This window comes from Streptomyces sp. NPDC043685 (genome assembly GCF_056436585.1).
Genome location: NZ_JBWKCH010000014.1, coordinates 30,989 through 55,427, shown reverse-complemented (window position 1 = coordinate 55,427; position 24,439 = coordinate 30,989). Strand labels below are relative to the sequence as shown.

Below are 24,439 nucleotides of genomic sequence, written 5' to 3'. Positions count from 1 at the left end.
GTCTTTCGGCGAGGCCTGAAGGCCGATCGGCCCCGCCGTGATCCCGGCGGCGGCTCGGTTTCGCGGATGCGGACAGCGGTCGTTCCCGCTCGGCAGCATGCATACCATTGCTTGAACGGCATCCAGGCCAGGCTTCCAGGTCACCCACCAGCGGAAACGCCGCCGGGTCGCCTGGTTCCGCGAGGACGCGGAGCCGTCGGGTGCTGGGGAGGCACGGAGAAACGGGGGTGCGGCATGCGTCGGCGGGCGCTACTGGGTCGCGATACGGAGCGTCGCACGCTGGCTGCCCTGGTCGAGCAGGGGGCCGCCGGTTCGGGCGGCGCGACGGTGATCACCGGCGCGCCCGGGATCGGTAAGTCGGCGCTGGTCGCGGAGGCCGCGGATGCGGCAGCACGCGGCGGGACCCGTGTGATCACCGCTGTGGGGGTCCAGTCGGAGGAAGACCTGCCCTGTGCCGGCCTGCACCAGCTGGTTCACCAACTGCGGGACGGGATCGACGACTTGCCGGGACGTCAGCGCACCGCGCTGCTCGCGGCCGTCGGGCTCGTCGACGAGGCCGTGCCCGATCTGTACCTCGTCGGCTTGGCCGCGCTGACCCTGCTGACGGACGCGGCGGCGAAGGCGCCACTGCTGGTGGTCGTCGAGGACGCCCACTGGATGGACCGTGCCAGCCTCGATGTGCTCGGGTTCGTGGCACGGCGGATCGAGTCCGACCCCCTCGTTCTGGTCGCCGTCACCCGGCGCCTCGACGACCGCCTCAGCAGTGCCGGGCTGCCTGTGCTGCACCTGGGCCCGCTGACGGACGAGGTGTCGGGTGAGGTGCTGGACGCGGTGGCCCCCGGACTGGGACAGCAGGTCAGACGGCGGCTGTTGGAGGAGGCCGCCGGGAACCCGCTGGCGCTGACCGAGCTGCCGGTCGCGCTGCAGTCGGTCGGCGGGGCGTACGCGCTCAACCCGGGTCCGCTGCCGCTGACCGCGCGGCTGGAGCGGACGTTCACGGCACGGGTCTCCCGCCTGCCGGCCGACACCCGCGCGGTCCTGCTCCTCTCGGCCCTCAACGGGGACGGGACGATGGACGAATGCCTCGCCGCGGCGACCCGGATGCTCGGGACGGCGGTCGACGTCGGTGCTTTCGAGGCAGCGATCGACGCGGGCCTGGTGGAGGCCCAGGGGCCGGCCTTCAGGCACCCCCTCATCCGCTCGGCGATGCACCACGCCGCCACCGCCGCGGAACGCCAGGCCGCGCACGCCGCGCTGGCCGCCGCGCTCCAGGGGCAGCCCGATCGGCAGGCATGGCACCGTGCCGCCGCCACCGCCGGTCTCGACGAACAAGTGGCACGGGATCTGGACTCCACTGCCGGCAGAGCCCTGCGGCGAGGCGGTGTCGCCGCAGCTCTTGCCGCGCTGAGGCGGGCGGCGGAGCTGACGAAGGACCCCTCCGCGCGGGCGGACCGGCTGCTCCGGGCGGCGGAGCTCGCACTGGAGTCGGGCCAAGGAGACGTCGCGACGCATCTGCTGACCCAGGCGCGCTCACTGGACCTTTCGGTCCGGGACCAAGGCCGCGCGGCCTGGGTCAGCATCGCTCTGGCCGAGGGGACGCGGGGCGAGGGCGCCGCGACCGCCGAGCTGGCCGAGCTGGCGGTCGAGATCGCCGCCGGCGGCGAATCGACCCTGGGATTGCGCATGCTGTGGAGCGCGGTCCTGCAGTGCTTCTGGGGAGAGCCGGGCCCGGCCGCCCGTGAGCGGGTCGCCGCCGCTGCCGACCGGATGCCCGTGCCTGCCGACAACGCCGACCTGGTCGCTCTGCGGGCGTACTCGGCGCCGGTCGAGCGTGGGGAAGGGGTCATGGAGGGCCTGGCGGGTCAGCTGGAGCGCTCGTCGGAGAACGCGGAAGGGGACCAGCTCCTGGGGGCCGCCGCCGTGACGGTGGGCGCTCCCGCCCTGGCGAGCCGGTTGACGGCGAGGTCGCTGGACGCCCTGCGAGCGCAGGGCAGATTGTCGATGCTGGCCCGCGCCCTCTGCGTCCAGGCGGGGAGCGCCGCACGGCTGGGTGACGTGCGCGCCGGTTCCCTCGCCGCGGAGGAGGCCGCGTCGCTTGCCCGCGAGACCGGTCAGCCTCTTGTGCACGCGATGGTGAATGCCATCCGCGCGCAGCTGGCCGCCGTCAGCGGCGACCCGGCGGTAGAGGCATGGGCGGCGGAAGCCCAACGTGGGGCCCTTCCCAGCGGAGGGCGCCCGGTGCTGGCCATCATGCAGATGGCCCGCGGGCAGGCGGCACTCTGCCAGGGCCGCTACGGCGACGCGTTCGGCCACCTGCACCGCGTCTTCGACCCGGCCGACCCCGCCTTCCACTCCTGGCTGCGCTTCTACGCGGTCGCGGAGCTGGTCGAGGCGGCGGTGCGCAGCGAATCCGCGGGGGTGGCACGCGAGATCGTGCGGGAGCTGACCCCGCTCGGGGAATCGACGTCTTCGCCCGCCCTGCTCTGCGGGTTGCGACTGGGCCGGGCCCTGCTGAGCCCGCAGGATGCCGCCGAGCCGCTGTACAGGGCGGCCCTCGACGCCGTCCCCACGGACTGGCCGTTCGAGGGGGCGCGGGCGCGCCTCGCCCTGGGCGAGTGGCTGCGGCGTCACCGGCGGCCCGCGGAGTCCCGCGTCGCCCTGCAGGCCGCACGCGAGATCTTCGACGCCCTCGGCGCGTCGGCGTGGGCGGAGCGGGCACGGCAGGAGCTGCGCGCCGCGGGCGCGTCGTCCCCGCGCCAGGATCCGGCCGCGGTCGACCGGCTGACCTCGACCGAGCTGCATGTCGCCCAGCTCGCCGCGCAGGGTCTGACGAACCGGGAGATCGGCGAGCGGTTGTACGTATCGCCCCGGACGGTGAGCACCCATCTCCAGCGGATGTTCCCCAAACTGGGGGTCACGTCCCGCGGCGAACTCGCCGCGGTGCTCGGCGGCACGACGAGGCACCCCGAAGGCGCGGCGTCATGACGTACCCGGAAGACGCAGCACAATGACGTACGTCGAAGCCGTAGTCCGACGGACGCGGTCCGACCTGCTTGATTCCTAGGTTTGTGCCATGCCCGGTGCGCACACGGCGGACGGGCGGGAAGGCACACCATGGGAACCATCACCGTCGGCACCGAGGGCTCGACCGGCATCGATCTCTACTACGAGGACCACGGGTCGGGGCAGCCGGTCGTCCTGATCCACGGTTACCCGCTGGACGGGCAGTCGTGGGAGAAGCAGACCGATGCGCTGGTCAAGGCCGGCTACCGCGTCATCACCTATGACCGCCGTGGCTTCGGCCGGTCGAGCAAGACCATGACGGGCTACGACTACGACACCTTCGCCGCCGATCTGGACACCGTGCTGACGCAGCTGGACCTGCGTGACGTGGTTCTCGTCGGGTTCTCGATGGGCTCGGGCGAGGTCGCCCGCTACCTCGGCGTCCACGGCTCGGAGCGGGTGGCGAAGGCGGCGTTCCTCGGTTCGCTCCAGCCGTTCCTGTTGCAGACACCGGACAACCCCACCGGTGTGCCGCAGAGCGTCTTCGACGGCATCGCGAAGCACGCGGAGGCCGACCGCTACGCCTGGTACGAGAGCTTCTTCGTCGACTTCTTCAACACCGACGAGACGCTCGGGTCGCGGCTCAGCGAGGCCGCGCTGCGGGCGAACTGGGCCACCGCCATCGACTCGGCGCCCGTGGCGGCGTACGCGTGCGTCCCGGCGTGGCTGACGGACTTCCGGGCCGACGTGGAGCGCATCGACGTGCCGTCGCTGATCCTGCACGGGACCGCCGACCGCATCCTGCCGATCGACGCCACGGCCCGCGAGTTCCGCCGCCGCCTGCCCGACGCGCGGTACGTCGAGATCGACGGCGCTCCGCACGGGCTGCTGCTCACCCACGCGGCCGAGGTCAACGCCGCCCTGCTCGACTTCATCGCCGCCTGAGAGCCGGCGGCTGTCACCGAAGGACCGCGCTCCTGTGCCGGTTGTGTGTACGGCCCGCGCTTCCGCTCGGTCGGACTGACGGCCGATCTCGAGAGGCAGAGCTGGATGTTCCAGGCGGAGAACCGGGCCTGATCAGGGGGCCAGAGCCTCACAGTTGTCGTCCGAAGTGGAGAAGAGCATGGGTGTCGAGGGAACGAGCACAGACCGATTCGAACCGGTACGAGCGCTGCTGGGGGCGCATCTCGAAGCCGGCGAGGAGTTGGGGGCGTCGATCGCCGTCGATGTGGACGGGGTCATGGAAGTCGATCTGTGGGGTGGATACGCGGACGAAGCACGGACCGTTCCGTGGCACCGGGACACGTTGGTGAGTATGTGGTCCACCACGAAAACCCTCACCAATCTCGCGGCTCTCATCCTCGTCGACCGGGGCGCGCTGGATCTGCACCGCCCGGTCGCGCACTACTGGCCCGAGTTCGCCGCCCAGGGAAAGGAGCACATCGAGGTGCGTCACGTCCTGGCGCACACCTCGGGACTCTCCGGCTGGGAGCAGCCCTTCCGCATGGAGGATCTCTACGATCGGCCTGCCGCGAGTGCCCGGCTGGCCGCGCAGGCACCCTGGTGGGAGCCGGGCTCCGCTTCGGGCTACCACGTGCAGACCCAAGGGCAATTGGTGGGAGAGCTTGTCCGGCGGGCCAGTGGTCGTACCCTGACGGAGTTCGTCGCCACCGAGATCGCCGAACCGGCACGAGCCGATGTCCAGATCGGCGCGCGACGGGCCGACTGGCCGCGTGTCGCCCATTTGGTGGCCCCCTCCCAGCTGGGCGGTATACCCACAGGTCTTGATCCCGAGGGGATCTTCACCAGGACGCTGCTCGGAAGCCCCGCACGTGACGAGCACGTCGACACCCCGCAGTGGCGCTCCGCCGAACTCGGAGCCGTCAACGGACACGGCAACGCACGTGGCCTGGCCCGAGCGCTCTCCGTCATCTCGCGGCGCGGCCAGGTCAACGGCCGCCGGCTTCTCTCCGAGGAGACGGTGGACAAGGTGTTCGACGTACAGGCCGACGGAGTCGACCTGTTCCTGGGCGTTCCCGTCCGCTGGGGCGTGGGCTACGCACTCGCCGATCCGAGGACGATGCCGCACATGCCCACCGGGAGGATCTGCTTCTGGGTCGGTCGGGGCGGTTCGATCGTCATGATGGACCTCGACCGGCGCGTCACGTTCTCGTACACGATGAACCGGGTGGGCGACGGGATCCTCGGCTCGGAGCGCACGCACAGCTATCTCAGGCATGTCTACGAAGTCCTGGAGCGTACCGGCTGAGGGGTCGCAGCCCGGCAGCCGCTTCTCGGGCCGTTGTCGGCTGCCGCCCACCAGCGCTCCGATCCGCGCTGCTCACGTGGCGCAGACGGACGCACGTCAACCAGGTACCGGCGAGGCCCGTGCCCCGTTTCTCGATGGACCCGGCCGCATCGCCTTTCGGTCCGTCGAGCACCATCCATCGAACAAAAGGGATTTCAGACATGCGCAACACCCGCCTCGTCCGTCCGGGCAGCAGATCCGCGCTGCTCGGTGTCACCACGGCCGTCGGACTGTCCGTCGCCGCCGTCACCCTGCCCCCTGCGGCCGACGCTGCGCCCCGCCACCCCGTACGTCCGACGATCGTGCTGGAACACGGAGCGTTCGCCGACGCCGCGAGCTGGGACGGTGTCGTCGCCCGGCTGCAGCGTGCGGGCTACCCGGTGGTGTCCGCCGCCAACCCGCTGCGTGGTCCGGCGACCGATGCCGCTTACCTGCGCAGCGTCCTCGACCACATCGACGGGCCCGTGGTCTTGGTCGGTCACTCCTACGGCGGCACCGTCATCAGCCAGGCGGCCGCGGGTCTCGAGGGCAAAGTGAAGGCACTGGTCTACATCGCGGCGTTCCTGCCGGACGAGGGCGAGAGCTCGATCGAACTGACGGACAAGTTCCCCGGCAGCACCCTCGGCCAAGCCGTCGAGTCCGTCAACTACGCCCTGCCCGGCGGTGATCAGGGCGCGGACGTGTACATCAAGCCGGAGAAGTTCCGCAGCCAGTTCGCCGCGGACGTGCCGAAAGACAAGGCCAGGCTCATGGCTGCAGGACAGCGTCCGATCGCTGCCGCCGCCCTGGAGGAGAAGTCCACCCAGGCCGCCTGGAAGACGATCCCCTCCTGGTCGCTGGTGACCACGGAGGACCGCAACATCCCAGTGGCTGCCCAGCGCTTCATGTCAGCCCGCGCCGATGCCCGCACGACGACCGTCGACGCGTCACACGCGGTGTCCGTATCCCGCCCCGAGTCCGTCACCCGCATCGTCGAGCAGGCGGCCCGCACGGTCCGATGACCGAGGGCCCCGCCTTCGACCACGGCCGAGTCCACCTGGTCGCCACGTCCTCGCTGTCCCAGCCCCGATCTGTGGATACCGCCGGCGATCTCGGAGCCCTTGGTACGGCCGCTCCTGCCCACCACCTTCACGCCGCAGGACAACGCCGCGAACTCCCCTCCGAGTCCGTATCCGACGCCGTGCCCGTCCGGGAGAAGTCCCCGTCCACGGTTGATCATTGGGCGAGGACGGCCGGGCGCCGGCTCGCGACCGGCAGGAACGGGGCGGGGGGCGCGGACGCGGTCTCCTCGCGCGCGGGGTGCCGCCACAGTCCTCGCGCGGCGAGGCGCGGCAGGACGCCCTCGCCGAACCAGTACGCCTCCTCCAGGTGCGGATAGCCGGAGAGGATGAACTCGTCGATGCCCAGGGCGTGGTACTCCCGGATCCGTTCGGCCACCTCGTCGTGGCTGCCGACGAGGGCGGTGCCCGCCCCGCCGCGCACCAGGCCGATGCCGGCCCACAGGTTGGGGTGGATCTCCAGCCGGTCGCGGCGGCCGCCGTGCAGGGCCAGCATGCGCCGCTGCCCCTCGGACTCGCTGCGGGCGAGCCCGGCCTGCACCGAGGCCACCGTCTCCGGGTCGAAGCCGTCGAGCAGCCGGTTCGCCTCGGCCCAGGCCTGCTCGGCGGTGTCGCGGGTGATGACGTGCAGCCGGATGCCGAAGCGCAGGGTGCGGCCCTGTGCGGCGGCCAGGGACCGGAGGCGGGCGATCTTCTCGGCGACCTGGGCGGGCGGCTCGCCCCAGGTGAGGTAGACGTCGGCGTGCCGGGCGGCGATCTCCCCGGCGATGGGCGAGGAACCGCCGAAGTACACCTCGGGCACGGGGTCGGGCACCCTGGCCAGGGCCGCGCTCTCCACCCGGACGTGCTCGCCATGCAGGTCCACGGTCCTGCCGTCCCACAACTCCTTTACGACGTGCAGGAATTCACCGGTGCGGCGGTAGCGTGCGTCCTTGTCGAGGAAGTCACCGAAAGCGCGTTGCTCCTGGTCCTCGCCGCCGGTGACGACGTTGAGCAGCAGCCGTCCGCCGGTCTGCCGCTGGAAGGTGGCGGCCATCTGCGCGGCGAGCGTGGGCGAGATCAGCCCCGGCCGGAAGGCGACGAGGAACTTCAGGCGCTCGGTGTGCTGGGCGACCATCGCGGTGGTGAGCCACGCGTCCTCGCACCAGGCTCCGGTGGGCGTGAGGGCGCCCTCGAAGCCCAACTCCTCGGCGGCCCGGGCGATCTGGCCGAGGTAGGCGACGGTCGGTGGCCGGTCCCGCCCGGACGCGGTGGCCGGGGTGCCGTGGCCGCCGCCGACGACATGGCGGCTGTCGCCGTTGGTGGGCAGGAACCAGTGGAAGGTGAGGGACACGGGGGTCTCCGATCGGGGAGTGAGCGGCGGCGCGGCGAGGGCGGGGTCAGCCCGCCACGGCCAGCAGCGGGGTGCGGCCGAGCGCCGCCGAGAACTGGTCGACCACCTGGCCGAGCGCCTCGGTGGCGGCCGGCGCGACGGCCAGGGATCCGTCCTCCTGCACGGCGAGGTCCTTGTCGAGGGTGAACCAGCCCTGCACGATGTGGGCCGCGCCCATGGAGTTGAGCACCGGGCGCAGGGCGTAGTCGATGGCCAGGACGTGCGCGACGCTGCCGCCGGTGGCGAGCGGCAGGACGGTCTTTCCGGCCAGCGCGTATTGCGGCAGCAGATCCAGCAGGGCCTTGAGGACACCGGAGTAGGACGCCTTGTACACGGGGGTGCCGACGACGACTCCGTCGGCCCGTGCGAACAGTTCGGTGGCCTCGATGATCGCGGGATGGCGGAAGTCGGCGCCGAGCAGGGCCTCGGCGGGGATCGTGCGGACGTCGAGCGGGATCACGTCGTGCCCCTGAGCCGCCAGCCGCGCGTCCAGGTGGCGCAGCAGTCGGCTGGTGCGGGAGGAGGCGGAGGGGCTGCCGGAGACGGACAGGACGGTGGCCATGGGGTCTCTTTTCGGGAGGAGGCGCGACTGCGCGGGCACCGCCGAATTCGGAGAAGCCGCTGGTGGATGGCGTGTTGGAGCGCCGAATTCAGGCGTGAGGGAAAGCCGCCGCGCACGGAGTCCCGTCGGCGCGACAGCGGTCGGCCGACGGTGGATACGGCGGTGGGAAAAGGCGGCGAGCCGGGAGACTCAGGCTGCGGCGCGACAGGAAGCGCTGGAGACGCGTGCGAGGTCGACGTGGCGTCGCCGCGTGAGGTCCAGTCGCGTGGTCATGCCATGGATCGTGGCAGCGGGTGGCGACGGCCGTCAAGGAATTGGTGGCTCATCTCGGATCCCGGACCGGCCAGTTCACCGGGGGTGCCCCCGGAAAAGACGCGCTCCCCGCGGTCGGGCACGACCGGAGGAGCGCGCTGCGCGGACGGTGCCGGAGATCAGTCGTCGTCCGACGGGACCACCACGAGGAAGGCGTCCGACTCCAGATCCATCACGACGGTGGCGGGTTCGCCCTCGGCGCGGCGGCGCGCCGCGTACTCCTCGGCGGGCCAGGATCCTCGCGGGGATCCCGCCGGGAACCGCTCCAACACCTTCGCACTGATGGCCACAGTCACGTCCGCTGCCCTCCCCTGTCCCGCGCCGCCCGTCCGGACGACGTCGATCGGTCGCTGTCGTACACATCCGGTTGCCCCCGATCCGCCGGTACATGTACCGCCGAGTACGCCCCGTCCTCGTACGAGCTCTACACATAAAGGAAAAATAAGAGCAGAATGATGCTTACGTGGCGCTTACCGCATTCCCCACCCGACGCGGTCGCCCTGCACCATGAAGGAGACGAGTCATGGCCAACGTCTCGCCCACCAGGGGTGATATGACCAGCCACCCCGATGCCTCCGAGATGCGGGACCGGTACGCCCGTGTGCTCGGTGGCCGCGATGTGGCGCTCGTGGACGGACCGGTGTTCCTGCTCGGTCTGTACTGCGCCGCCTCGCCGTGGATAGTCCACTACACGACCAGCCAGCCTCCGCTCGTGACCCACAACCTGATCATGGGCATCGCGATCGGCCTGCTGGCGCTCGGGTTCACTCGCGCCCCGGAGCGCATGTACGGCCTGAGCTGGGCCATGTGCGCCCTCGGAGTGTGGATGATCGTCTCGCCGTGGATCGTCGGCGACAGCCCGGACGCCGGTGTCGTGTGGAACAACATCATCATCGGCGCACTGGCCGTGGTCCTGGGCCTGGTCTGCGCCGGAACGGCGGCGAAGGCCTCGCCCAGGCCGTAGCGCCCACCGGAAGACCGCCGAGCGGCGCCGCTGCCTCTCTCTCTCCCCCCCCCCGGCGCCGAGCCCGCTCGCCCAGAGGGAAGCCGAAGGCCGGTCCGCACTCCGGGCCGGCCCGTTCACACCGTCCTCGCCGCAGGCCGCCATGAGACGGCCCCGCCCTCGCGGGCGCGACGCGGTGGGCGGCGGACGGACCTCGGCCGCCGGGCGTCCCACCCGCCCCGGCAGCGGCCGGCCCGCGCGACTCCCACCGGCGCGCCGAGACGCCTGCCGCCGAGGCCGGACGGAGTCTGGACAGCCGGCCGGCCTCGGCGGCAGCAACCCGACGACACCTCGGGTCGAGGAGCCGGGCCGGCGCGCGTGCGTGGGCCTGGCCGCCGCCGGGCACGGCTGTGCCGGGGCCTCAGGGACGACTTGCGGCCCGCATTGCGGCGAGTCCTTCACCGCTCGACGCGTGCAGCGGCGTCCAGCCCAGTTCGCGTTCCGCCTTGGCGCGGGACAGGCGCAGCCGCGACGACATCATGGCGTGGGCGTACGTCATGGGCCTCATCAGCCACAGCGGGACGGTCATCGGCTGCGGCAGTCCGAAGGTCCGGGCGACGGCCTCGGTGTGGGCCCGGAAGCCCATCGGCGTGTCGTCCGCGATGTTGTAGGCCTGGCCCGGCCGGCCGTGCTCCACGGCGGCGACCACCGCCCTGGCCGCGTCGCCCAGCTCCACCCACGGCAGCACCCGGTCCCGGTCGGCGGGCACGGGCAGTCGCCGCCGGCGCAGCAGCGGCAGCAGTGCGTCGGTGCCGCCGGGGCCGTAGAAGAGGCCGAAGCGGAGTGCGATGCCCACCTCCGCTTCGAAGGCGAGCCGCTCCTTGGTCCGCATGGCGGCGATGTGCCGCTCCATCTGCCGTGTCCGGCCGGGCGGGCCGAAGGGGTCGTCCTCGGTGAGCGGGCGGTCGCCGTGATCGCCGTAGCCGTACCCGAAGGCCATCGACTCCACGATGAAGCGCCGGGCGCCGGTGATGCGGGCCGCTTCGGCCAGGTGGGCCGTGCCGCGGGTGCGCAGGGCGTCGGTGGCGTCCATGTCCCGGTGGCGCATCGGGGGCTTGCGCAGGGCGGTCGCGGCATGGATGACGGTGTCGAAGTGGTGCCCGTCGACGGCGCGCAGCAGCGCGTCGCGGTCCATGAGGTCGGCGCGGATGCCGTTGCCGCGGCTGCGGCCGAGGCCGGTGACCTTGTGGCCCGCCTCGGTCAGGGCGCGGGCGATGTGCCCGCCGAGGACGCCGCTCGCACCGGCGAGGAGGATGCTCTGGTTCGTGTCGTTCTTCGTCATGCCACTGCGACGGACCAGGGGGACGCGGATGTGACATCCGCGTCCCCCGGCTCGCCTACGCCGTGTACACGTACGGCGTGGTGGTCGTCAGCGGCACGAAGCCCAGCCGTTCCAGGATCGGGCGGCTGTCGTCGGAGGCGTCGACCTGGAGGTAGCGGTAGCCGCGGCTCGCGGCTGCGTGGGCACGGTGGGCCACCAGGGTGCGGTAGATGCCTCGCCCCCGCCAGCCCCGCACGGTGCCGCCGCCCCACAGACCGGCGAAGGAGGTGCCGGGCACCAGTTCCATCCGGGCCGCGCTGACCGGCTCGTCCCCGGCCATCGCCACGACGGCGACGACGGTGTCGGGGTCGGACGAGAGGCGGGCGAGGAGCTGGTGGCGCAGGTGGGTGCTGTCCGCGCCGAACGCCTGCTCGTGCACGTCGGCCACGAGGCCGACGCCCGCCGGGTCGGTGACCGGCACGACGCGCACCCCGTCGGGCGGTGCGGCGTCGAGGACCAGTTCGCCCACGTCGCCGATCATGAGCGTCTCCTCGGCCTCGGGCGTGAACCCGGCCGCGCGCAGCCGCCTTCCGAGGTCCGCCGGCCGGTCGTGCCCGTACAGCTTCCACTCGAAGTCCAGGCCGAGTCCGGTGTAGTGGTCGATCTGCCCGGCGATGGCCGCGTCCGCCTCACCCTCGTCGAGCGCGGACCAGACGACGCCGTTCCAGCCCCGCGCGGAGGCGACCTGACGGACGACGCCGCCGATCCGCTCGACACGGGCGTCGGGACCGTCCGGCCGCGCTCCCTCACGCAGGTCACGGTCGAACAGGGCGAGCAGCGCGGCATGATCCATGGGCACACCTCAGCAGCCGCCCGGACCGGTCGGCAACGGGTTTTCCCCTGCGCCCCGGCGCCATAAGGTCGTATGGATCACGTCGTCGCGGGAAAGGCCGGGCCCATGGTCGTGCGGGACACGGAACTGCCGCATCTGCGCCGCTGTGTGGAACTCGCGGCCGAGGCCCTGGAGGCCGGGGACGAGCCGTTCGGTTCGGTCCTGGTCGGCGGGGACGACACCGTCCTCGGCGAGGATCACAACCGGGTGGCCTCGGGCGACCGCACCCGGCACCCCGAGTTCGAGCTGGCACGCTGGTCGGCCGCACATCTCACCCCGCGCGAGCGGGCGGACGCCACGGTCTACACGTCCGGCGAGCACTGCCCGATGTGCGCGGCCGCGCACGCCTGGGTCGGCCTCGGGCGCATCGTGTACGTCGCCTCGTCCGAGCAACTCGCCTCCTGGCGCGCCGAGTTGGGCGTCCCGGCGCCACCGGTCCGGGCACTGCCCGTGCGCGAGATCGCACCCGGCGTAGTCGTGGACGGCCCGGTCCCCGAACTGACGGACGAGGTGCGGCGGTTGCATCTCAGGTTCCACCGCGGACGCGACTGAGCGACGCGCGGCGGCAGCGGGTCCCCACGGCCGGGCACCCGCCGAGATGCGGGGCCGGTCGGGTGAACCTACGATCGGAGGCAACCGCACCAGGTGTAAGACCAAGGCGTACGCCCCGGTCTCCCCGACGGGGGGAGGCACATGTCCTCGCTGCCGGCACGTCGGCTCATGGCCGGCTACCTCGCCGTGGTCGCGGCCGTCACCATCGTGTACATGACCGTCCCGGTGATGGTCCCCGTGATGTGGGCCGTGATGGGGCTGGCCGGCGTCGCCGCCCTCCTGACCGGCACGCGCCTGCACCGGCCCGCCCACCAGTGGCCCTGGTGGGTCCTCGCCTGCGGCCTGCTCGTCTTCATCGCGGGTGACACCTACTACTTCGTGATGGAGCAGTACCTGGGGGCCTCCAACCCGTTCCCCTCGCCGGCCGACGCCTGCTACCTCGCCATGTACCCGCTCTTCGCGATCGGCCTGTCGGGACTGGTGCGCCACCGGTGGGCCGACCGCGACCTGCCGAGCCTGCTCGACGCCCTGATCGTCACCGCCGGCCTCGCGCTGCCCGTGTGGGTCTACCTGGTGCAACCGCTCACCGTGGTGCACGGCATGACCTGGGAGCAGCGCGCCATCAGCATCGCCTACCCCCTCGGCGACATTCTGGTGCTGGCGCTGCTGGTCCGGCTCCTCACCCCCAGCCCGGTCGACGGTTCCAATCGCGCCGTGCGCCTGCTGGTCGCCGGCACGGTGACCCTGCTCGTCACCGACATCGCCTACGGCATCCTGCAGTTGTACGACGTGTGGCAGACCGGCAGCCTGCTGGATCTCGGCTGGGTCGCCTTCTACACCGCCTGGGGCCTGGCGGCGCTGCATCCCTCCATGGTCGAGCTGACGGCTTCCGTGCCCCAGCGGGAGTCCCTGCTGCCGCCGCCGCGCCGGCTGGTCGTGCTCGCCGTGGCCACGCTCATCGCGCCGGGGATTCTGCTCTGGGAGGGGCTGAGCGGCCAGACCCGGGACGCCGCCGTGATCGCGGCCTTCTCGGGCGTGCTGTTCCTGCTGGTGATCCTCCGGCTGGCGGGGATGGTCGTGGCGCATCGCCACGCGGTGAGCCGGGAGCTCGCCCTGCGAGGAGCCGCCGCGTCGCTCGTCTCCGCCTTCCGGCGGGAGGAGGTCGATCAGTCCTGCCGTGCGGCGGTCGACCGGCTGATGGGCCCGGACGTACCGCACGGGACCATGCTGCTGCCGACGGAGCGCGCGGCCGACCTGGGCACCCGCGGCACCCGGCTGGTGAGCCCGGCCGCACTCGACCCCGAGGTCGCCGCCGAGCTGGACGGCCTGCCGTCCGTCCTGGCGTGCCCCATGACCCAGCCTGACCGTCCGACCGGAGCCGTACCCGGCATTCTGCTGGTCGCCGCCCCCGAGCGGCAGCTCAACGAGACCTGGGGCTCGCTGGAGATCCTGGCCTCCCACGCGGGTCTGGCCATGGAGCGCGTCGCGCTGCGCCGGGAAGTCGTCCGGCGGGAGAACGAGGCGTACTTCCGCACGCTCGTCCGCAACGCCGCCGACGTCATCCTGATCCTGGAGGACGACGACTCCGTCCGGTACGCCAGCCCGTCCGCACAGTCGGTGTTCGGCTCCGACGACCTCATCGGCGTGCCCCTGCCGTATCTGGTGGACCCCGCCGACCGGGAGCGGGCAGCCCGGGAGCTGGCCGCGGTACGGGAGCGGGGCGCAACAGCGGGACACGACCACTGGTGGGTGCGGCGTCCGGACGGGCGTGTCGAGGTGGAGGTCCGGTTCAGTGACTTCCGGGACGAGCGGACCGTGTCCGGTCTGGTGGTGACACTGCGGGACGTGACCGAGCAACGGCGGCTGGAGCAGGAGCTGACGCAGCGGGCCTTCCACGACTCGCTGACCGGGCTGCCCAACCGGACGCTGCTGCTGGAGCGGATCGAACGCGCCCTGCTGCGCGGGCACCGCGAGTCGACCCTGACCTGTCTGCTCTTCATCGACCTCGACGACTTCAAACTGGTCAACGACACCATGGGGCACCGGGTGGGCGACCATCTGCTGGTCGCGGTGGGCAACCGGCTGTCCCGGGCACTGCGGCGCACCGACACCGCGGCCCGGCTCGGCGGTGACGAGTTCGCCGTGCTGATGGAGGGCGCCAAGCAGCCCCTGGACGCCGAATTGCTGGCGGCCCAGGTGATCCAGGCGCTGAGCAGGCCGTTCGAACTGGCCGACGAGTCGGTGACGGTGTCGGCCAGTGTGGGCGTGGCCACCGCGCGCGACAGCACGGACGCGGAGGAGCTGCTGGGCCATGCCGACCTCGCCCTGTACGCGGCGAAGGCCGCGGGCAAGCGGCAGTGGCGCCGCTTCAAGCCGCTGCTGCGCAGCCGCATGGTCGAGCGGCACGATCTGCAGACCCAGCTGGCCCAGGCGGTCGCCGACAAGGCGTTCGGCCTGCGTTACCAGCCGGTCGTGGACATCACGGGGGGCGAGGTCGTGGGGTTCGAGGCGCTGGTGCGCTGGCCGGACGAGCGCCGGCCCGCCGTCGCCCCGCACCAGTTCATCAGCCTGGCAGAGGAGACGGGGCACATCGCCGCGCTGGGCTCGTGGGTGCTGGAGAACGCGGTCAACGACATCGCGGGGCTGCAACGGCTGCCGGGCCCGGCTCGGCCGCCGTACGTCAGTGTGAACGTCTCCGCTCGTCAGTTCCGCGACGCCGGGTTCATCGAGCAGGTCGGTGCGGCACTGAGCACGCCGGGTCTCGAACCGGGATCGCTGCAACTGGAGCTCACGGAGACCGTGCTGCTGCAACGCGACGACCGGCTCCAGACGGTGCTGAACACCCTCAAGGAACTCGGGGTGCACATCGCGGTCGACGACTTCGGCACCGGCTTCTCCTCGCTGCGCTACCTCCAGGACTTCCCCATCGACGTGCTGAAGATCGACAAGTCGTTCATCGACAACATCGCACGCGACGCCCAGCAGGTCGCCCTCGTCGAGGGCATCGTGCGGATCGCCGACACCCTGGGCCTGCAGGTCATCGCGGAGGGCATCGAGGACACCGCGCAGCGGGATCTGCTGGTCGGGATGGGATGCCGGTTCGGGCAGGGGTACCTGTTCGCCCGGCCGATGACGGTGCAGCAGAGCGCGCAGGTGCTGCGGGAGCCGAGCGTGCGTCCGCTCGCACCTCCCCGGACACGACGGCCCCGGATCGACGCCGTCCGAGGACGCCGGGAGGCCCGCTGGGCGGACCTGGAGCATCTGCGCCGCACCAGCCCGATGAGCGACGCGGTCCTGGACGAGGTCCGCGGCAGGCACATCCGCAGCGGCGACCAGTGGCTGATCGACTTCGCGTCGTGCAACTACCTGGGTTTCGACTTCGACCCGGAGATCATGGATGCGGTCGATCCCGCTGTGCGCCAGTGGGGCACGCACCCCAGCTGGTCGCGGCTGCTGGGCAGTCCGCGCCTGTACCCCGACATCGAGGAGCGGCTCGCCGCACTGCTGGGCGCGCCGGACACGCTGCTGCTGCCCACGCTGACGCTGATCCACTCCTCGGTGATCCCGGCGATCGCGGAGGGCGGGCACGTCTTCGTGGAGGCGACCGCGCACCGCACGGTCTACGACGGCTGCGTGGTGGCCCGGGCGCAGGGCGCCACGCTGCACCGCTTCCACGCCGAGCGGGTCGACGAACTGCGCACGCTGCTCGCCGGGGTGCCGCCGGGAACACCGCGTCTGGTGTGCCTGGACGGCGTCAACAGCATGAGCGGCAACATCCCCGACCTGCCCGCGCTCGCCGCGGTGTGCCGCTCCGAGGGGGCGACCCTGTACGTCGACGACGCGCACGGCTTCGGGGTGATCGGGGAGCGCGGGCCGGGCGAGCCCTGCCCGTACGGCATGCGCGGCAACTGCGTGGTGCGGCACACCGGGGAGTCGTACGAGGGGATCGTGCTGGTGGGCGGCTTCTCCAAGGCGTACTCGTCCCTGCTGGCGTTCCTCGCTCTGCCGTCGGAGCTGAAGAACCGGCTCAAGACCGCTGCGGCGCCCTATCTGTACTCGGGGCCCTCGCCGACGGCGTCACTGGCGACCGCGCTGGCCGGGCTGGACGTCAACGAACGCCGGGGCGACGCGATCCGGGCCGACCTGTACCGCAAGACGGTCCGGGTGCTCGATCACCTGGACGGCATGGGGGTGAGCACCCTCAACTCGGACCGGCTGCCGATCGTGGAGGTGCCGCTGGCCAACCCCGCGGACCTGGACGCGGTCGCCGCGTTCCTGTGGGAGGAGGGCGTCTACGTGACGCTGGCCGCCTATCCGCTGGTCCCGCGCGACCGGGTGGGTTTCCGCGTCCAGCTCACGGCCCTCAACTCCGACGACGACATCGACCACCTGAACGGGACCCTGGACCGGTTGTCCGAGCGTTTCCCGCTGCGGCTGAAGGGCTGAACGGCCATGACGACGCACAACGACGACGTGGACTGGGACCGCTGGCCGGTCGCGGACTACCTCGCGGAGAACTACCGCGAGGTGCACCCGTCCGACGCGGCGGTCATCGCGCACCACTCCGCGTTCTACCGGGGCCTGTCGCCCGGCGGGATCTCCCGAGCGGTGGAGTTCGGGGCGGGCCCCAACCTGTACCCCCTGATGCTCGCGTCCGCCGCGTGCCGCAGGATCGACGCCGTGGAGGCTGGCGCGGGCAACGTCGCCTACCTCGAGGACCAGATCTGCCACCGTCTCGACGCGAGCTGGCGGCCCTTCCACGAGCTGTGCCGGCGGCTCAACCCCCGGATACCCGCGACGCTGGCCGGTGCGCTGGCCCCGGTGCACATCGTCCACTGCGACGTACGGGCCCTGCCGGCGGGCGCGTACGACCTCGCCTCCATGCACTTCGTGGCCGAGAGCGTGACGGAGGACTTCGCCGAGTTCGCCGACTTCTGCCGCACCTTCGTCCGCACGGCCCGGCCGGGCGGCCACCTGGTCGCCGCGTTCATGGAGAACATGCCGACGTACCGCATCGGCCCGGCCTCCCGGTGGCCGGGCTGTCCGGTGAGCCCGGCCACCGTCACGGAGGTCTTCACGCCCCTGACCCGGGCCCTGGACGTGACCCGCATCGATGTGGATCCGACCCTGCCGGACTACGGCGACTCGGGGATGGTGCTGCTCACGGGGGTGGCGGAGGCGGCGTAGCCCGGCTGCGCCGGGTCCTTCCCCTCAGCCGTCCGACCCCGGGCGGAGCCTGCGGCGCAGGACCACTCCCCCGGCGATCAGCGCCGCACTCGCCGCGACGGCCTGGAGGGTGTGGTCGGTGCCCGTGTGCGCCAGGGCGCCCCTGGCGTGCGGGACGGTGCGCGGGGCTGGTTCCGGGGCGGGTGCGGGGGTGGAGCGGGGCGGCGCGGCGGCCGGCCTCGGGACCGGCTTGGGCGGGTGCTGGGGACGCTCCGGAGTGCGCTCGCCGGGGGTGTTCGAGGACTCGTTGCCGGTCGACGGGTTGCCGACACCGACGACGTTCACCGAGTTGCCCGTGACGTTGACCGGGAGGTCGACCGGAAGCCGCACGCCGTTGCCGGAGATCACACCCGGTGAATCCTTTCCGCCGCCCCGGGCGAGCGCGCCGCCGGGCCCGCCCGGCCGGCCGCCGTGCCCGTCGTCCCGGTTCGCGCAGCTGTTGCCCGCCGCCGGGTTCAGGAGCCCCACCACGTTCACCGTGTTGCCGCACAGGTTCACCGGCACGTGCACCGGCAGCTGCACGGTGTTGCCGGAGACCACCCCGGGCGAACCGGCAGCCGCGCCGTCCGCTCCGGAACCGGCGTACGCCGGGACGGTCACGGCCATCGCGCCCGAGGCGGCGGCGACGGCGATCACTCCGTTTCGGGTAACCCGTCTCATGGGACACCTGCCTTCCAGACATCGTCGCGGACACTCGCCCGCACGAGACAGAACGCGGGGCGGCCGGTCCGAGTTATGGCTTATCGGCCTTTCACTCCATCGAGCGGCTTGGTTGTCGAACTAGCGGTAAAACCCTTCGTATGCGGGGCCGGCCGGGGGTGACACGGCGCGTCGCCCGGCCCGGCCTGCCCGGAGGCGCGGCTTGCGGGGCCCGCTTAGGGTGAGCGAGGGCACCACCCGCTTCCCGGTCCGCCGCGAAGCGTCCCGCGCCCCAGGAGGCATCGATGCTGGCCAAGCTGTCCACGCGCCCCTCGATACGGCGCTGCGCGGTCACCGGCACGGCCGGGCTCGCCCTGCTGGGCACCGCGCTCCCGGCCGCCGACGACCCCCCTCCCGGCGTGACGCGTTTCTACGACCAGAAGGTCACATGGTCGCGCTGCGAGGGCATGGACATGCCGAAGGACCTCCAGTGCGGGAAGGTCACCGTCCCGCTCGACTACGCCGAGCCCGGCAAGGGCACGCTCGACCTCGCCGTCGCCCGTTACCGGGCCACCGGCGAGTCCCGGGGTTCGGTCCTGCTGAACTTCGGCGGTCCCGGCGGCCAGGGTGTGGCCCAACTCGCCATGGGCGGCAAAGACTTCATGGGCCTGACGAACGGCTACGACGTCGTCTCCTTCGACCCCCGCGGCGTCGGCCGCTCCTCGCCGGTCAGCTGCGGAAACGCCTCGGACGACGCCCTGGACGCGACGGACGGCGACGGTGAGACGAGCGACCCCCGGGCCCTGCTCGACGAGCTGCGCGCGGCGGCGGCCGAGTGCGCCGAGCACTCGGGTCCGGTGCTGCCCCACATCGGGACGGTCAACGCCGCCCGCGACCTGGATGTCATACGCGACGCGCTCGGCGACGACCGGCTCAACTACCTGGGCTTCTCCTACGGCAGCCGGCTCGGCGCGGTGTACGCGGCCCAGTACCCCGAGAAGGTCGGCAGGATGGTGCTCGACGGCGTCGACACACTGACCGAGCCGCTCGCCGACCAGGGCGTGGTGAGCGCGCGGGGGCAGCAGACCGCGCTGGAGAACTTCCTCACCTGGTGCACCGAGGACATCGCCTGCCCGTTCGGGCGGAACCCGCGCGAGGCCCGGGAACGTGTCGTACAGGTGGTCGAGTCGCTCGACAAGGACCCGGTGCCCACCGACTACGGCGAGGCGTTCTCGGGTCAGGACTTCGCGGGCGCCCTGGGGCAGGGTCTCTACAGCAGGGAGCTGTGGCCCTCGCTCCAGCGGGCCATCGGCCAGTTGCTGGAGGACGGCGACACCCGCGGCCTGGAGACCTTCCTGTACGGGGGCTTCACCCTCCCGCCGCGGCGCGGCCCGCACGCAGGACTCACCGACCCGGCGGACGTGCCCCTCGACAACCTGCCGGCGGCGCTGATGGCGGTCAACTGCGCGGACGACCCCGACCGTCCCGCCGCCGCGCAGGTCACGAAGGACCTCGGCCGGCTGCGCACCCGCTACGAGCAGGCCTCGCCGGTCTTCGGCCGGTACCGCCTCACGCAGGTGCTGATGTGTTACGGCCGCCCCAGGGGCACCGACTACATACGCGACGACGTCAAGGACGTCGACACCCCCAGGATGCTGCTGGTGGGCACCCGGGGCGACCCGGCCACGCCGTACCGCTGGACGGTGGAGACGGCCAAGAGGCTCGGGCCGTCCGCCGTGGTGCTCGACAACCGGGGCGAGGGCCACACCGGCTACGGCTCGTCGAAGTGCGTGCACGGCAAGGTCGACGCGTTCCTGCTGTACGGGACACTGCCGCCGGACGGCAGCTCCTGCGGTTCCGACCGCGATGACGAATGAGGTCGATCGCACCGAATGCCCCCCTCGCGAAATCGCTCTATCGTTCTGTCATGGAGAGCGTTCTGAGTTCCGCGACCCTTGCCGAACTGCGGCGCCCGCGGCCCTACCCCGCGGTCTCCGTGCTGACACCGACGCACCGCCGCGATCCCTACAACGCCCAGGACCAGGTCAGGCTGCGCAATCTGGTGGCCGAGGCCAAGAGGCAGCTGGAGGCCGACCCGGCCGTCACCCGCGAGCGACGCACCGAGGTCTGGGGGCACCTCGACCGGGCCCTGTCCGAGGTCGACCTGACGCACGCCGAGGACGGCTTGGCGATCTTCGCCGCGCCGGGCGAGCACCAGGTCTGGTCCCTGGCCAGGTCCGTACCCGAACGCGTGGTGCTCTCGGATACCTTCCTCACCCGCAACCTCGTCTCCGCCCAGACGGCGGGACGGCCCTTCTGGGCGCTGTCCCTCGCCGCGGACCGCGCGACCCTGTGGAACGGCGGTGTCGACCGGGTCGCCGAGGCCCGCGTCGGCGGCTTCCCGCTGACCCGCCGCGTGGAGAACTTCGACCCGGAACGGCAGCAGCGGATCGGCGACCTGCCGAGCGCCTTCCGCGAGGAGGGCACCCGCCGCTTCCTGCGCGAGGCCGACACCGCGATGAGCGCCGTGCTGCGCGAGCATCCGAGACGGCTGTACGTCACCGGCGAACCGGCCGCCCTCTCCCTGCTGGACGAGGTCGGCGGCACCGCCCGGGGCGCGGTGCACGTCCCGCACGGCGGCCTCGCGCACGGCACCCCCGAGGCCGTGTGGCAAGCCCTGCGCCCGGTGGTCGAGGCGGAGGCCTCCCGGAGCACGGACGCCGTGACCCGCGCCCTCGAAACGGCCCGCGGGCGGCGGGAGTTCGCCGCCGGGGTCGACGAGCTGTGGCAGAGCGCCCGGGACGGCCGCGTCCGGCTGCTGGCGGTCGAGGAGAACTACCGCGTGACGGTCCGCGACGCCGGGGACCATCTGATCCTCGCCGAGAGCGACGACCTCGACTCGCGCGAGGACATCGTGGACGAGATCGTCGAGCAGTGCCTCGAGACCGGCGCCGAGGTGCGCTTCGTGCCGGACGGCACCCTCACAGCGGCCGACGGCATGGCCGCGGTGCTGCGGTACTGACCCACGGGAGAGGCGGGACGGCCCTGGACTCCTGCTCGACGAGAGTCGAACACAGGGCCGTCGAACACCCGGAGCAACGCTGCGCCACTGGGTCGACGGGCCGTCAAATCCCTTGTGTAACCTACGACTTGAGGCTCCGGACGGTGCACCCCACACCTACCTCGGAGTAACTCCGTGAGACTGTGGCATATGCCAGAAGCACCACCGTATCGTGTGTCGCCGAATCCCTTACAGGGCGTCGCGGGCTGTGCGACAGTCGTAACGGTCCCTCCGTCCGCCTTGGTCGTACCGTCCCCGCATCGGAGTGCGTCATGCCGTCCCACCTCTCCGCGGACCGCCCAGCCGCCCAGCCGCCCGGGCGCGGCTCGGTCGACGCGCTCATCTCGCAGACGCGGCGGCTCAGGGGCGACGTGGACGCGGTACGCCGCGACTGTGAGGGCGAGGCGTCGGACCACCCCCGCGAGCGCTGGCAGCGCGCCCTGTACGACCTGGCCCTGCACCAGCTCAACGACCTCGACGAGCACCTGGCGCAACTGCGCGACGGCCCCCGGGTCCCGGCGGCCGCCCCGGACTCGTCCGCCCCCGCGCAGGGCTCCCTGCTCAGCCGCGTCGGCAGTGCCGAGTGGAACCTCCTGACCGACGAGGCAAGTTGGTCCGCGGAGCTCTACCAGATCCTGGGCCGCGACCCGGCCGCTGTGCCGCTCACCCTCGACGAGCTGCCGTCCCTGGTGGTGGACGAGGACCGGCCGAAGCTGACGGCGATGGTCACCGACTGTCTGGTCGACGCCCGGCCCATCGACGGCGAGTTCCGCATCGCCCGCCGGGGCGGCGAGGTGCGGACCGTGCACATGATGGGCGAACCGGTGCTCGACCCTGACGGCAGCACCGCCTCGATGTGGGCCGTGCTGCGCGACGTCAGCGAACTGCGGCGCAGTCAGCGGGCGGTGAGCGAGACCCGTGACTCGCTCCACCACCGGCAGGAGACGGCACGCGGTGAGCACCGGCTCGCGGTCGAGCTGCAGGAGGCCGTGCTGCCGTCGTGGCGCGGCTCCCTGCGGCTCCCGCACCGGGGCCCGCGCACCCTCGACCTCGCCTCCCGGCACCTGCCGGCGTCCACGGACACGATGATCGGCGGCGACTGGTACGACGCACTCGAACTGACCGACGGGGAGACGCTGCTCAGCGTCGGCGACCTCACCGGCCAGGGGGTCGGCGTCACCTCGAACATGACCATGCTGCTCGGCGCCGTACGCGGCATGGCCATGGCCGGTGCCCAGCCGGGGCAGTTGATGGCCTGGCTGAACCAGTTACTCGACGCCACCGTGCAACCCGCCCTGGGCAGCGCCGTCTGCTGCCGCTACCGGCCCGCGACCCGCACCCTGGTGTGGGCGCAGGCCGGACACCCCGCCCCGCTGCTGTTCCGCAACGGGACAGGGCGCGTGCTGAACACACCCGACGGCGTCCTGCTCGGCGCCACCTCGGGCGCCGTCTACGGGCAGGCCGAAGAGACCCTCGAAGTGGGCGATCTGCTGCTCCTGTACACCGATGGGCTGGTGCCCGGGCACACGGGACCGGAGGCCGCGAGCCTCCTCCTCGGCCTGGCACCGCGCCTGACCGCGAACCTCACCGCGGAGGACTGCGTACACACCGTGGTGCGGGAGTTCGACGCGAGCGGACGCGAGGACAACGCCTGCCTGCTCGTCGCCCGGGTCACCTCTTAGGAATCTCAGGCCTGTGCGTGGTTGCCACCCCTGTCCTTCGTCTTCGGCAGGGCGAGCTTGATCTCCTCCCGCAGCTCCTGGATCTTCGGATAGCCGGAGTACTCGGCCGTGAGCCGGTACATCTGACGCAGCCGGTCCCAGGTGCGGTGGGAGGAGTTGGATCCCATCGACACCAGGGCCAGCCGCGCGTACCGGTCGGCCTGTTCGGGGTCGTCGGCGATGAAGCACGCAGACGCCATCGACAGATAGTCGAAGATCTTCGACCGCTGGCGGCCGTCGACCCGCAGGGCCAAAGCCTTCTCGGCGTAGTGCTGGGCATGCGCGGCCGCGTCAGGCTCGAACTCGGCGAGCGTGCGATAGGCCAGGGCCTGCATGCCGTACAGGTCCTCCTCCTTGAAGGTCTGCATCCAGTCCGGCGGCGGCACATCGGCCTTGTCGGAGACGAACAGGTCCTCGGCCCGCCCGAGCGTGCGGCGCATCGCCTGGCCCTTGCCCATGGAGGCCTGAGCCCAGGCCTCGATGGTGTAGAGCATCGCCCGGGTGCGGGGCAGCACCTCGTCACCGGAGCCGGACGCGGCGAGCTTCATCAGGTCCAGGGCGTCGTCCGGCCGGCCCAGGTGCACCATCTGACGGGCTGCACGGGAGAGTGCCTCACCCGCGCGGGGCCGGTCCCCGCCCTCTCTGGCCGCGTGCGCGGCGATGACGAAGTACTTCTGGGCCGTGGGCTCCAGGCCGACGTCGTGCGACATCCAGCCCGCGAGGACGGCGAGGTTGGCGGCGACGCCCCACAGGCGCCGCTGGAGATGGGGTGGGTGACGGTAGGCGAGCATGCCGCCGACCTCGTTGAGCTGGCCCACCACCGCCTTGCGCTGGAGCCCGCCGCCGCGGGCCGCGTCCCAGGCGCGGAACACCTCGACCGAACGCTCCAGTTCCTCGATCTCCTGCGACCCGATGGGGGCGGCCTCGTAACGGTCGAACCCGGCGGGGTCGGCGTGCAGGGGATGGTCGGAACCGGGGGCGTCGGCAGCCAGGGAAGGGTCGGTGTGCAGCCAGTCGTACATGGCGCTGCTGAGTGCGGATCCCGCGGCGAGCGCGGCGCCCGCGCCCACCAAGCCGCGTCGGTTGAGCATGAGGTCCATTCCCGTGAATTCGGTGAGGACCGCGGCAGTCCGCTCGGGCGCCCACGGCACACCGTCGGGAGCTTCGGCGCTCCCGCCGCCCTGCCGTTTCCCCGTACGCCCGTGCCGGACCAGACCGAGGTCCTCTATGGTCACGACACGGCCGAGACGCTCGGTGAACAGAACCGCCAGCACCCGCGGCACCGGATCGCGCGGGATCTCTCCCGTGTCGATCCACCGCCGCACCCGCGAGGTGTCGGTCGACAGCTGGGGATGGCCCATGGCCGCCGCCTGCCGGTTGACCAGCCTCGCGAGTTCGCCCTTGGACCAGCCGGCCAGGCCGAACAGATCCGCGAGCCGGGTGTTGGGTTGTCCGCTCACGTCAAGCCC

At 72.1% G+C, this 24,439-nt stretch carries 19 protein-coding genes; 11 read left to right on the top strand and 8 right to left on the bottom strand.

The window, feature by feature from the left end; translation table 11 throughout:
• Window positions 1–234: 234 nt before the first annotated feature.
• The 4 genes from AC0665_RS35345 (at window position 235) to AC0665_RS35330 (ending at window position 6,312) form a co-directional block, all read left to right on the top strand.
• Window positions 235–2,985 (top strand): ATP-binding protein, encoded by a 2,751-nt coding sequence (locus AC0665_RS35345; RefSeq protein ID WP_478706588.1) that lies wholly within the window; start codon window positions 235–237, stop codon window positions 2,983–2,985.
• Between the two features lie 129 nt (window positions 2,986–3,114).
• Window positions 3,115–3,948: an alpha/beta fold hydrolase gene (locus tag AC0665_RS35340; RefSeq protein WP_478706587.1), complete on the top strand. Its 834-nt coding sequence runs from the start codon at window positions 3,115–3,117 to the stop codon at window positions 3,946–3,948.
• Window positions 3,949–4,126: 178 nt separating this feature from the next.
• Window positions 4,127–5,272 (top strand): serine hydrolase domain-containing protein, encoded by a 1,146-nt coding sequence (locus AC0665_RS35335; protein ID WP_478706586.1) that lies wholly within the window; start codon window positions 4,127–4,129, stop codon window positions 5,270–5,272.
• Between the two features lie 200 nt (window positions 5,273–5,472).
• On the top strand, window positions 5,473–6,312 hold the full coding sequence (locus AC0665_RS35330) for an alpha/beta fold hydrolase (protein ID WP_478706585.1): 840 nt from the start codon (window positions 5,473–5,475) through the stop codon (window positions 6,310–6,312).
• A gap of 214 nt (window positions 6,313–6,526) precedes the next feature.
• Here AC0665_RS35330 and AC0665_RS35325 read toward each other — a convergent pair whose 3' ends face one another.
• The 4 genes from AC0665_RS35325 to AC0665_RS35310 all read right to left on the bottom strand — a co-directional run bounded on the left by AC0665_RS35325 (window position 6,527) and on the right by AC0665_RS35310 (window position 8,911).
• Window positions 6,527–7,702: an LLM class flavin-dependent oxidoreductase gene (locus AC0665_RS35325; protein ID WP_478706584.1), complete on the bottom strand. Its 1,176-nt coding sequence runs from the start codon at window positions 7,700–7,702 to the stop codon at window positions 6,527–6,529.
• A 46-nt stretch (window positions 7,703–7,748) separates the two neighbouring features.
• A complete protein-coding gene (gene ssuE, locus AC0665_RS35320) occupies window positions 7,749–8,303 on the bottom strand; it encodes an NADPH-dependent FMN reductase (RefSeq protein ID WP_366053630.1) in 555 nt (184 codons plus the stop codon).
• A 189-nt stretch (window positions 8,304–8,492) separates the two neighbouring features.
• On the bottom strand, window positions 8,493–8,576 hold the full coding sequence (locus AC0665_RS35315) for a putative leader peptide (protein WP_355806132.1): 84 nt from the start codon (window positions 8,574–8,576) through the stop codon (window positions 8,493–8,495).
• 158 nt (window positions 8,577–8,734) lie between these two features.
• Window positions 8,735–8,911 carry a hypothetical protein gene (locus tag AC0665_RS35310; RefSeq protein WP_366053631.1) on the bottom strand — a complete coding sequence of 59 codons (177 nt, stop codon included), beginning with the start codon at window positions 8,909–8,911 and terminating at the stop codon, window positions 8,735–8,737.
• A gap of 227 nt (window positions 8,912–9,138) precedes the next feature.
• Between AC0665_RS35310 and AC0665_RS35305 the strand changes: the two genes are divergently transcribed.
• Complete coding sequence (locus AC0665_RS35305; RefSeq protein WP_468639098.1) at window positions 9,139–9,579, top strand: SPW repeat protein; 441 nt, start codon at window positions 9,139–9,141, stop codon at window positions 9,577–9,579.
• 400 nt (window positions 9,580–9,979) lie between these two features.
• Here the strand turns inward: AC0665_RS35305 and AC0665_RS35300 are convergent, their stop codons facing one another.
• Both AC0665_RS35300 and AC0665_RS35295 read right to left on the bottom strand, forming a co-directional pair.
• A complete protein-coding gene (locus AC0665_RS35300) occupies window positions 9,980–10,900 on the bottom strand; it encodes an NAD-dependent epimerase/dehydratase family protein (protein ID WP_478706583.1) in 921 nt (306 codons plus the stop codon).
• Window positions 10,901–10,955: 55 nt separating this feature from the next.
• Window positions 10,956–11,732 (bottom strand): GNAT family N-acetyltransferase, encoded by a 777-nt coding sequence (locus AC0665_RS35295; RefSeq protein WP_478610676.1) that lies wholly within the window; start codon window positions 11,730–11,732, stop codon window positions 10,956–10,958.
• A gap of 105 nt (window positions 11,733–11,837) precedes the next feature.
• Between AC0665_RS35295 and AC0665_RS35290 the strand changes: the two genes are divergently transcribed.
• The 3 genes from AC0665_RS35290 to AC0665_RS35280 all read left to right on the top strand — a co-directional run bounded on the left by AC0665_RS35290 (window position 11,838) and on the right by AC0665_RS35280 (window position 17,510).
• The gene (locus AC0665_RS35290; protein ID WP_478706631.1) at window positions 11,838–12,323 is read left to right on the top strand and encodes a nucleoside deaminase; all 486 of its coding nucleotides are present in this window, start codon (window positions 11,838–11,840) and stop codon (window positions 12,321–12,323) included.
• A gap of 141 nt (window positions 12,324–12,464) precedes the next feature.
• Window positions 12,465–16,769, top strand: coding sequence for an aminotransferase class I/II-fold pyridoxal phosphate-dependent enzyme (locus AC0665_RS35285; protein ID WP_478610678.1), 4,305 nt, complete (start codon window positions 12,465–12,467; stop codon window positions 16,767–16,769).
• A gap of 6 nt (window positions 16,770–16,775) precedes the next feature.
• Window positions 16,776–17,510 carry a methyltransferase domain-containing protein gene (locus AC0665_RS35280; RefSeq protein WP_468639095.1) on the top strand — a complete coding sequence of 245 codons (735 nt, stop codon included), beginning with the start codon at window positions 16,776–16,778 and terminating at the stop codon, window positions 17,508–17,510.
• Between the two features lie 24 nt (window positions 17,511–17,534).
• Here the strand turns inward: AC0665_RS35280 and AC0665_RS35275 are convergent, their stop codons facing one another.
• Entirely contained in the window at window positions 17,535–18,209 is a 675-nt protein-coding gene (locus AC0665_RS35275; RefSeq protein ID WP_478706582.1) for a chaplin, read from the bottom strand.
• Between the two features lie 284 nt (window positions 18,210–18,493).
• Between AC0665_RS35275 and AC0665_RS35270 the strand changes: the two genes are divergently transcribed.
• The 3 genes from AC0665_RS35270 to AC0665_RS35260 all read left to right on the top strand — a co-directional run bounded on the left by AC0665_RS35270 (window position 18,494) and on the right by AC0665_RS35260 (window position 22,931).
• Window positions 18,494–20,065 (top strand): alpha/beta hydrolase, encoded by a 1,572-nt coding sequence (locus tag AC0665_RS35270; protein WP_478706581.1) that lies wholly within the window; start codon window positions 18,494–18,496, stop codon window positions 20,063–20,065.
• A 50-nt stretch (window positions 20,066–20,115) separates the two neighbouring features.
• On the top strand, window positions 20,116–21,210 hold the full coding sequence (locus AC0665_RS35265; RefSeq protein ID WP_478706580.1) for a baeRF3 domain-containing protein: 1,095 nt from the start codon (window positions 20,116–20,118) through the stop codon (window positions 21,208–21,210).
• 311 nt (window positions 21,211–21,521) lie between these two features.
• Window positions 21,522–22,931, top strand: coding sequence for a PP2C family protein-serine/threonine phosphatase (locus tag AC0665_RS35260; protein WP_478610687.1), 1,410 nt, complete (start codon window positions 21,522–21,524; stop codon window positions 22,929–22,931).
• Window positions 22,932–22,936: 5 nt separating this feature from the next.
• Here the strand turns inward: AC0665_RS35260 and AC0665_RS35255 are convergent, their stop codons facing one another.
• Window positions 22,937–24,430 (bottom strand): DNA-binding protein NsdB, encoded by a 1,494-nt coding sequence (locus AC0665_RS35255; RefSeq protein WP_478610689.1) that lies wholly within the window; start codon window positions 24,428–24,430, stop codon window positions 22,937–22,939.
• Window positions 24,431–24,439 lie beyond the last annotated feature (9 nt).

What these genes read in the sequence shown, in the direction of transcription:
- AC0665_RS35300 (WP_478706583.1), bottom strand. Translation starts at nt 10,900, where the DNA reads ATGACGAAGAACGACACGAACCAGAGCATCCTCCTCGCCGGTGCGAGC.
- AC0665_RS35345 (WP_478706588.1), top strand. Translation starts at nt 235, where the DNA reads ATGCGTCGGCGGGCGCTACTGGGTCGCGATACGGAGCGTCGCACGCTG.
- AC0665_RS35330 (WP_478706585.1), top strand. Translation starts at nt 5,473, where the DNA reads ATGCGCAACACCCGCCTCGTCCGTCCGGGCAGCAGATCCGCGCTGCTC.
- AC0665_RS35265 (WP_478706580.1), top strand. Translation starts at nt 20,116, where the DNA reads ATGGAGAGCGTTCTGAGTTCCGCGACCCTTGCCGAACTGCGGCGCCCG.
- AC0665_RS35275 (WP_478706582.1), bottom strand. Translation starts at nt 18,209, where the DNA reads ATGAGACGGGTTACCCGAAACGGAGTGATCGCCGTCGCCGCCGCCTCG.
- AC0665_RS35270 (WP_478706581.1), top strand. Translation starts at nt 18,494, where the DNA reads ATGCTGGCCAAGCTGTCCACGCGCCCCTCGATACGGCGCTGCGCGGTC.
- AC0665_RS35260 (WP_478610687.1), top strand. Translation starts at nt 21,522, where the DNA reads ATGCCGTCCCACCTCTCCGCGGACCGCCCAGCCGCCCAGCCGCCCGGG.
- AC0665_RS35295 (WP_478610676.1), bottom strand. Translation starts at nt 11,732, where the DNA reads ATGGATCATGCCGCGCTGCTCGCCCTGTTCGACCGTGACCTGCGTGAG.
- AC0665_RS35315 (WP_355806132.1), bottom strand. Translation starts at nt 8,576, where the DNA reads ATGACCACGCGACTGGACCTCACGCGGCGACGCCACGTCGACCTCGCA.
- AC0665_RS35340 (WP_478706587.1), top strand. Translation starts at nt 3,115, where the DNA reads ATGGGAACCATCACCGTCGGCACCGAGGGCTCGACCGGCATCGATCTC.
- ssuE (WP_366053630.1), bottom strand. Translation starts at nt 8,303, where the DNA reads ATGGCCACCGTCCTGTCCGTCTCCGGCAGCCCCTCCGCCTCCTCCCGC.
- AC0665_RS35280 (WP_468639095.1), top strand. Translation starts at nt 16,776, where the DNA reads ATGACGACGCACAACGACGACGTGGACTGGGACCGCTGGCCGGTCGCG.
- AC0665_RS35285 (WP_478610678.1), top strand. Translation starts at nt 12,465, where the DNA reads ATGTCCTCGCTGCCGGCACGTCGGCTCATGGCCGGCTACCTCGCCGTG.
- AC0665_RS35290 (WP_478706631.1), top strand. Translation starts at nt 11,838, where the DNA reads ATGGTCGTGCGGGACACGGAACTGCCGCATCTGCGCCGCTGTGTGGAA.
- AC0665_RS35305 (WP_468639098.1), top strand. Translation starts at nt 9,139, where the DNA reads ATGGCCAACGTCTCGCCCACCAGGGGTGATATGACCAGCCACCCCGAT.
- AC0665_RS35335 (WP_478706586.1), top strand. Translation starts at nt 4,127, where the DNA reads ATGGGTGTCGAGGGAACGAGCACAGACCGATTCGAACCGGTACGAGCG.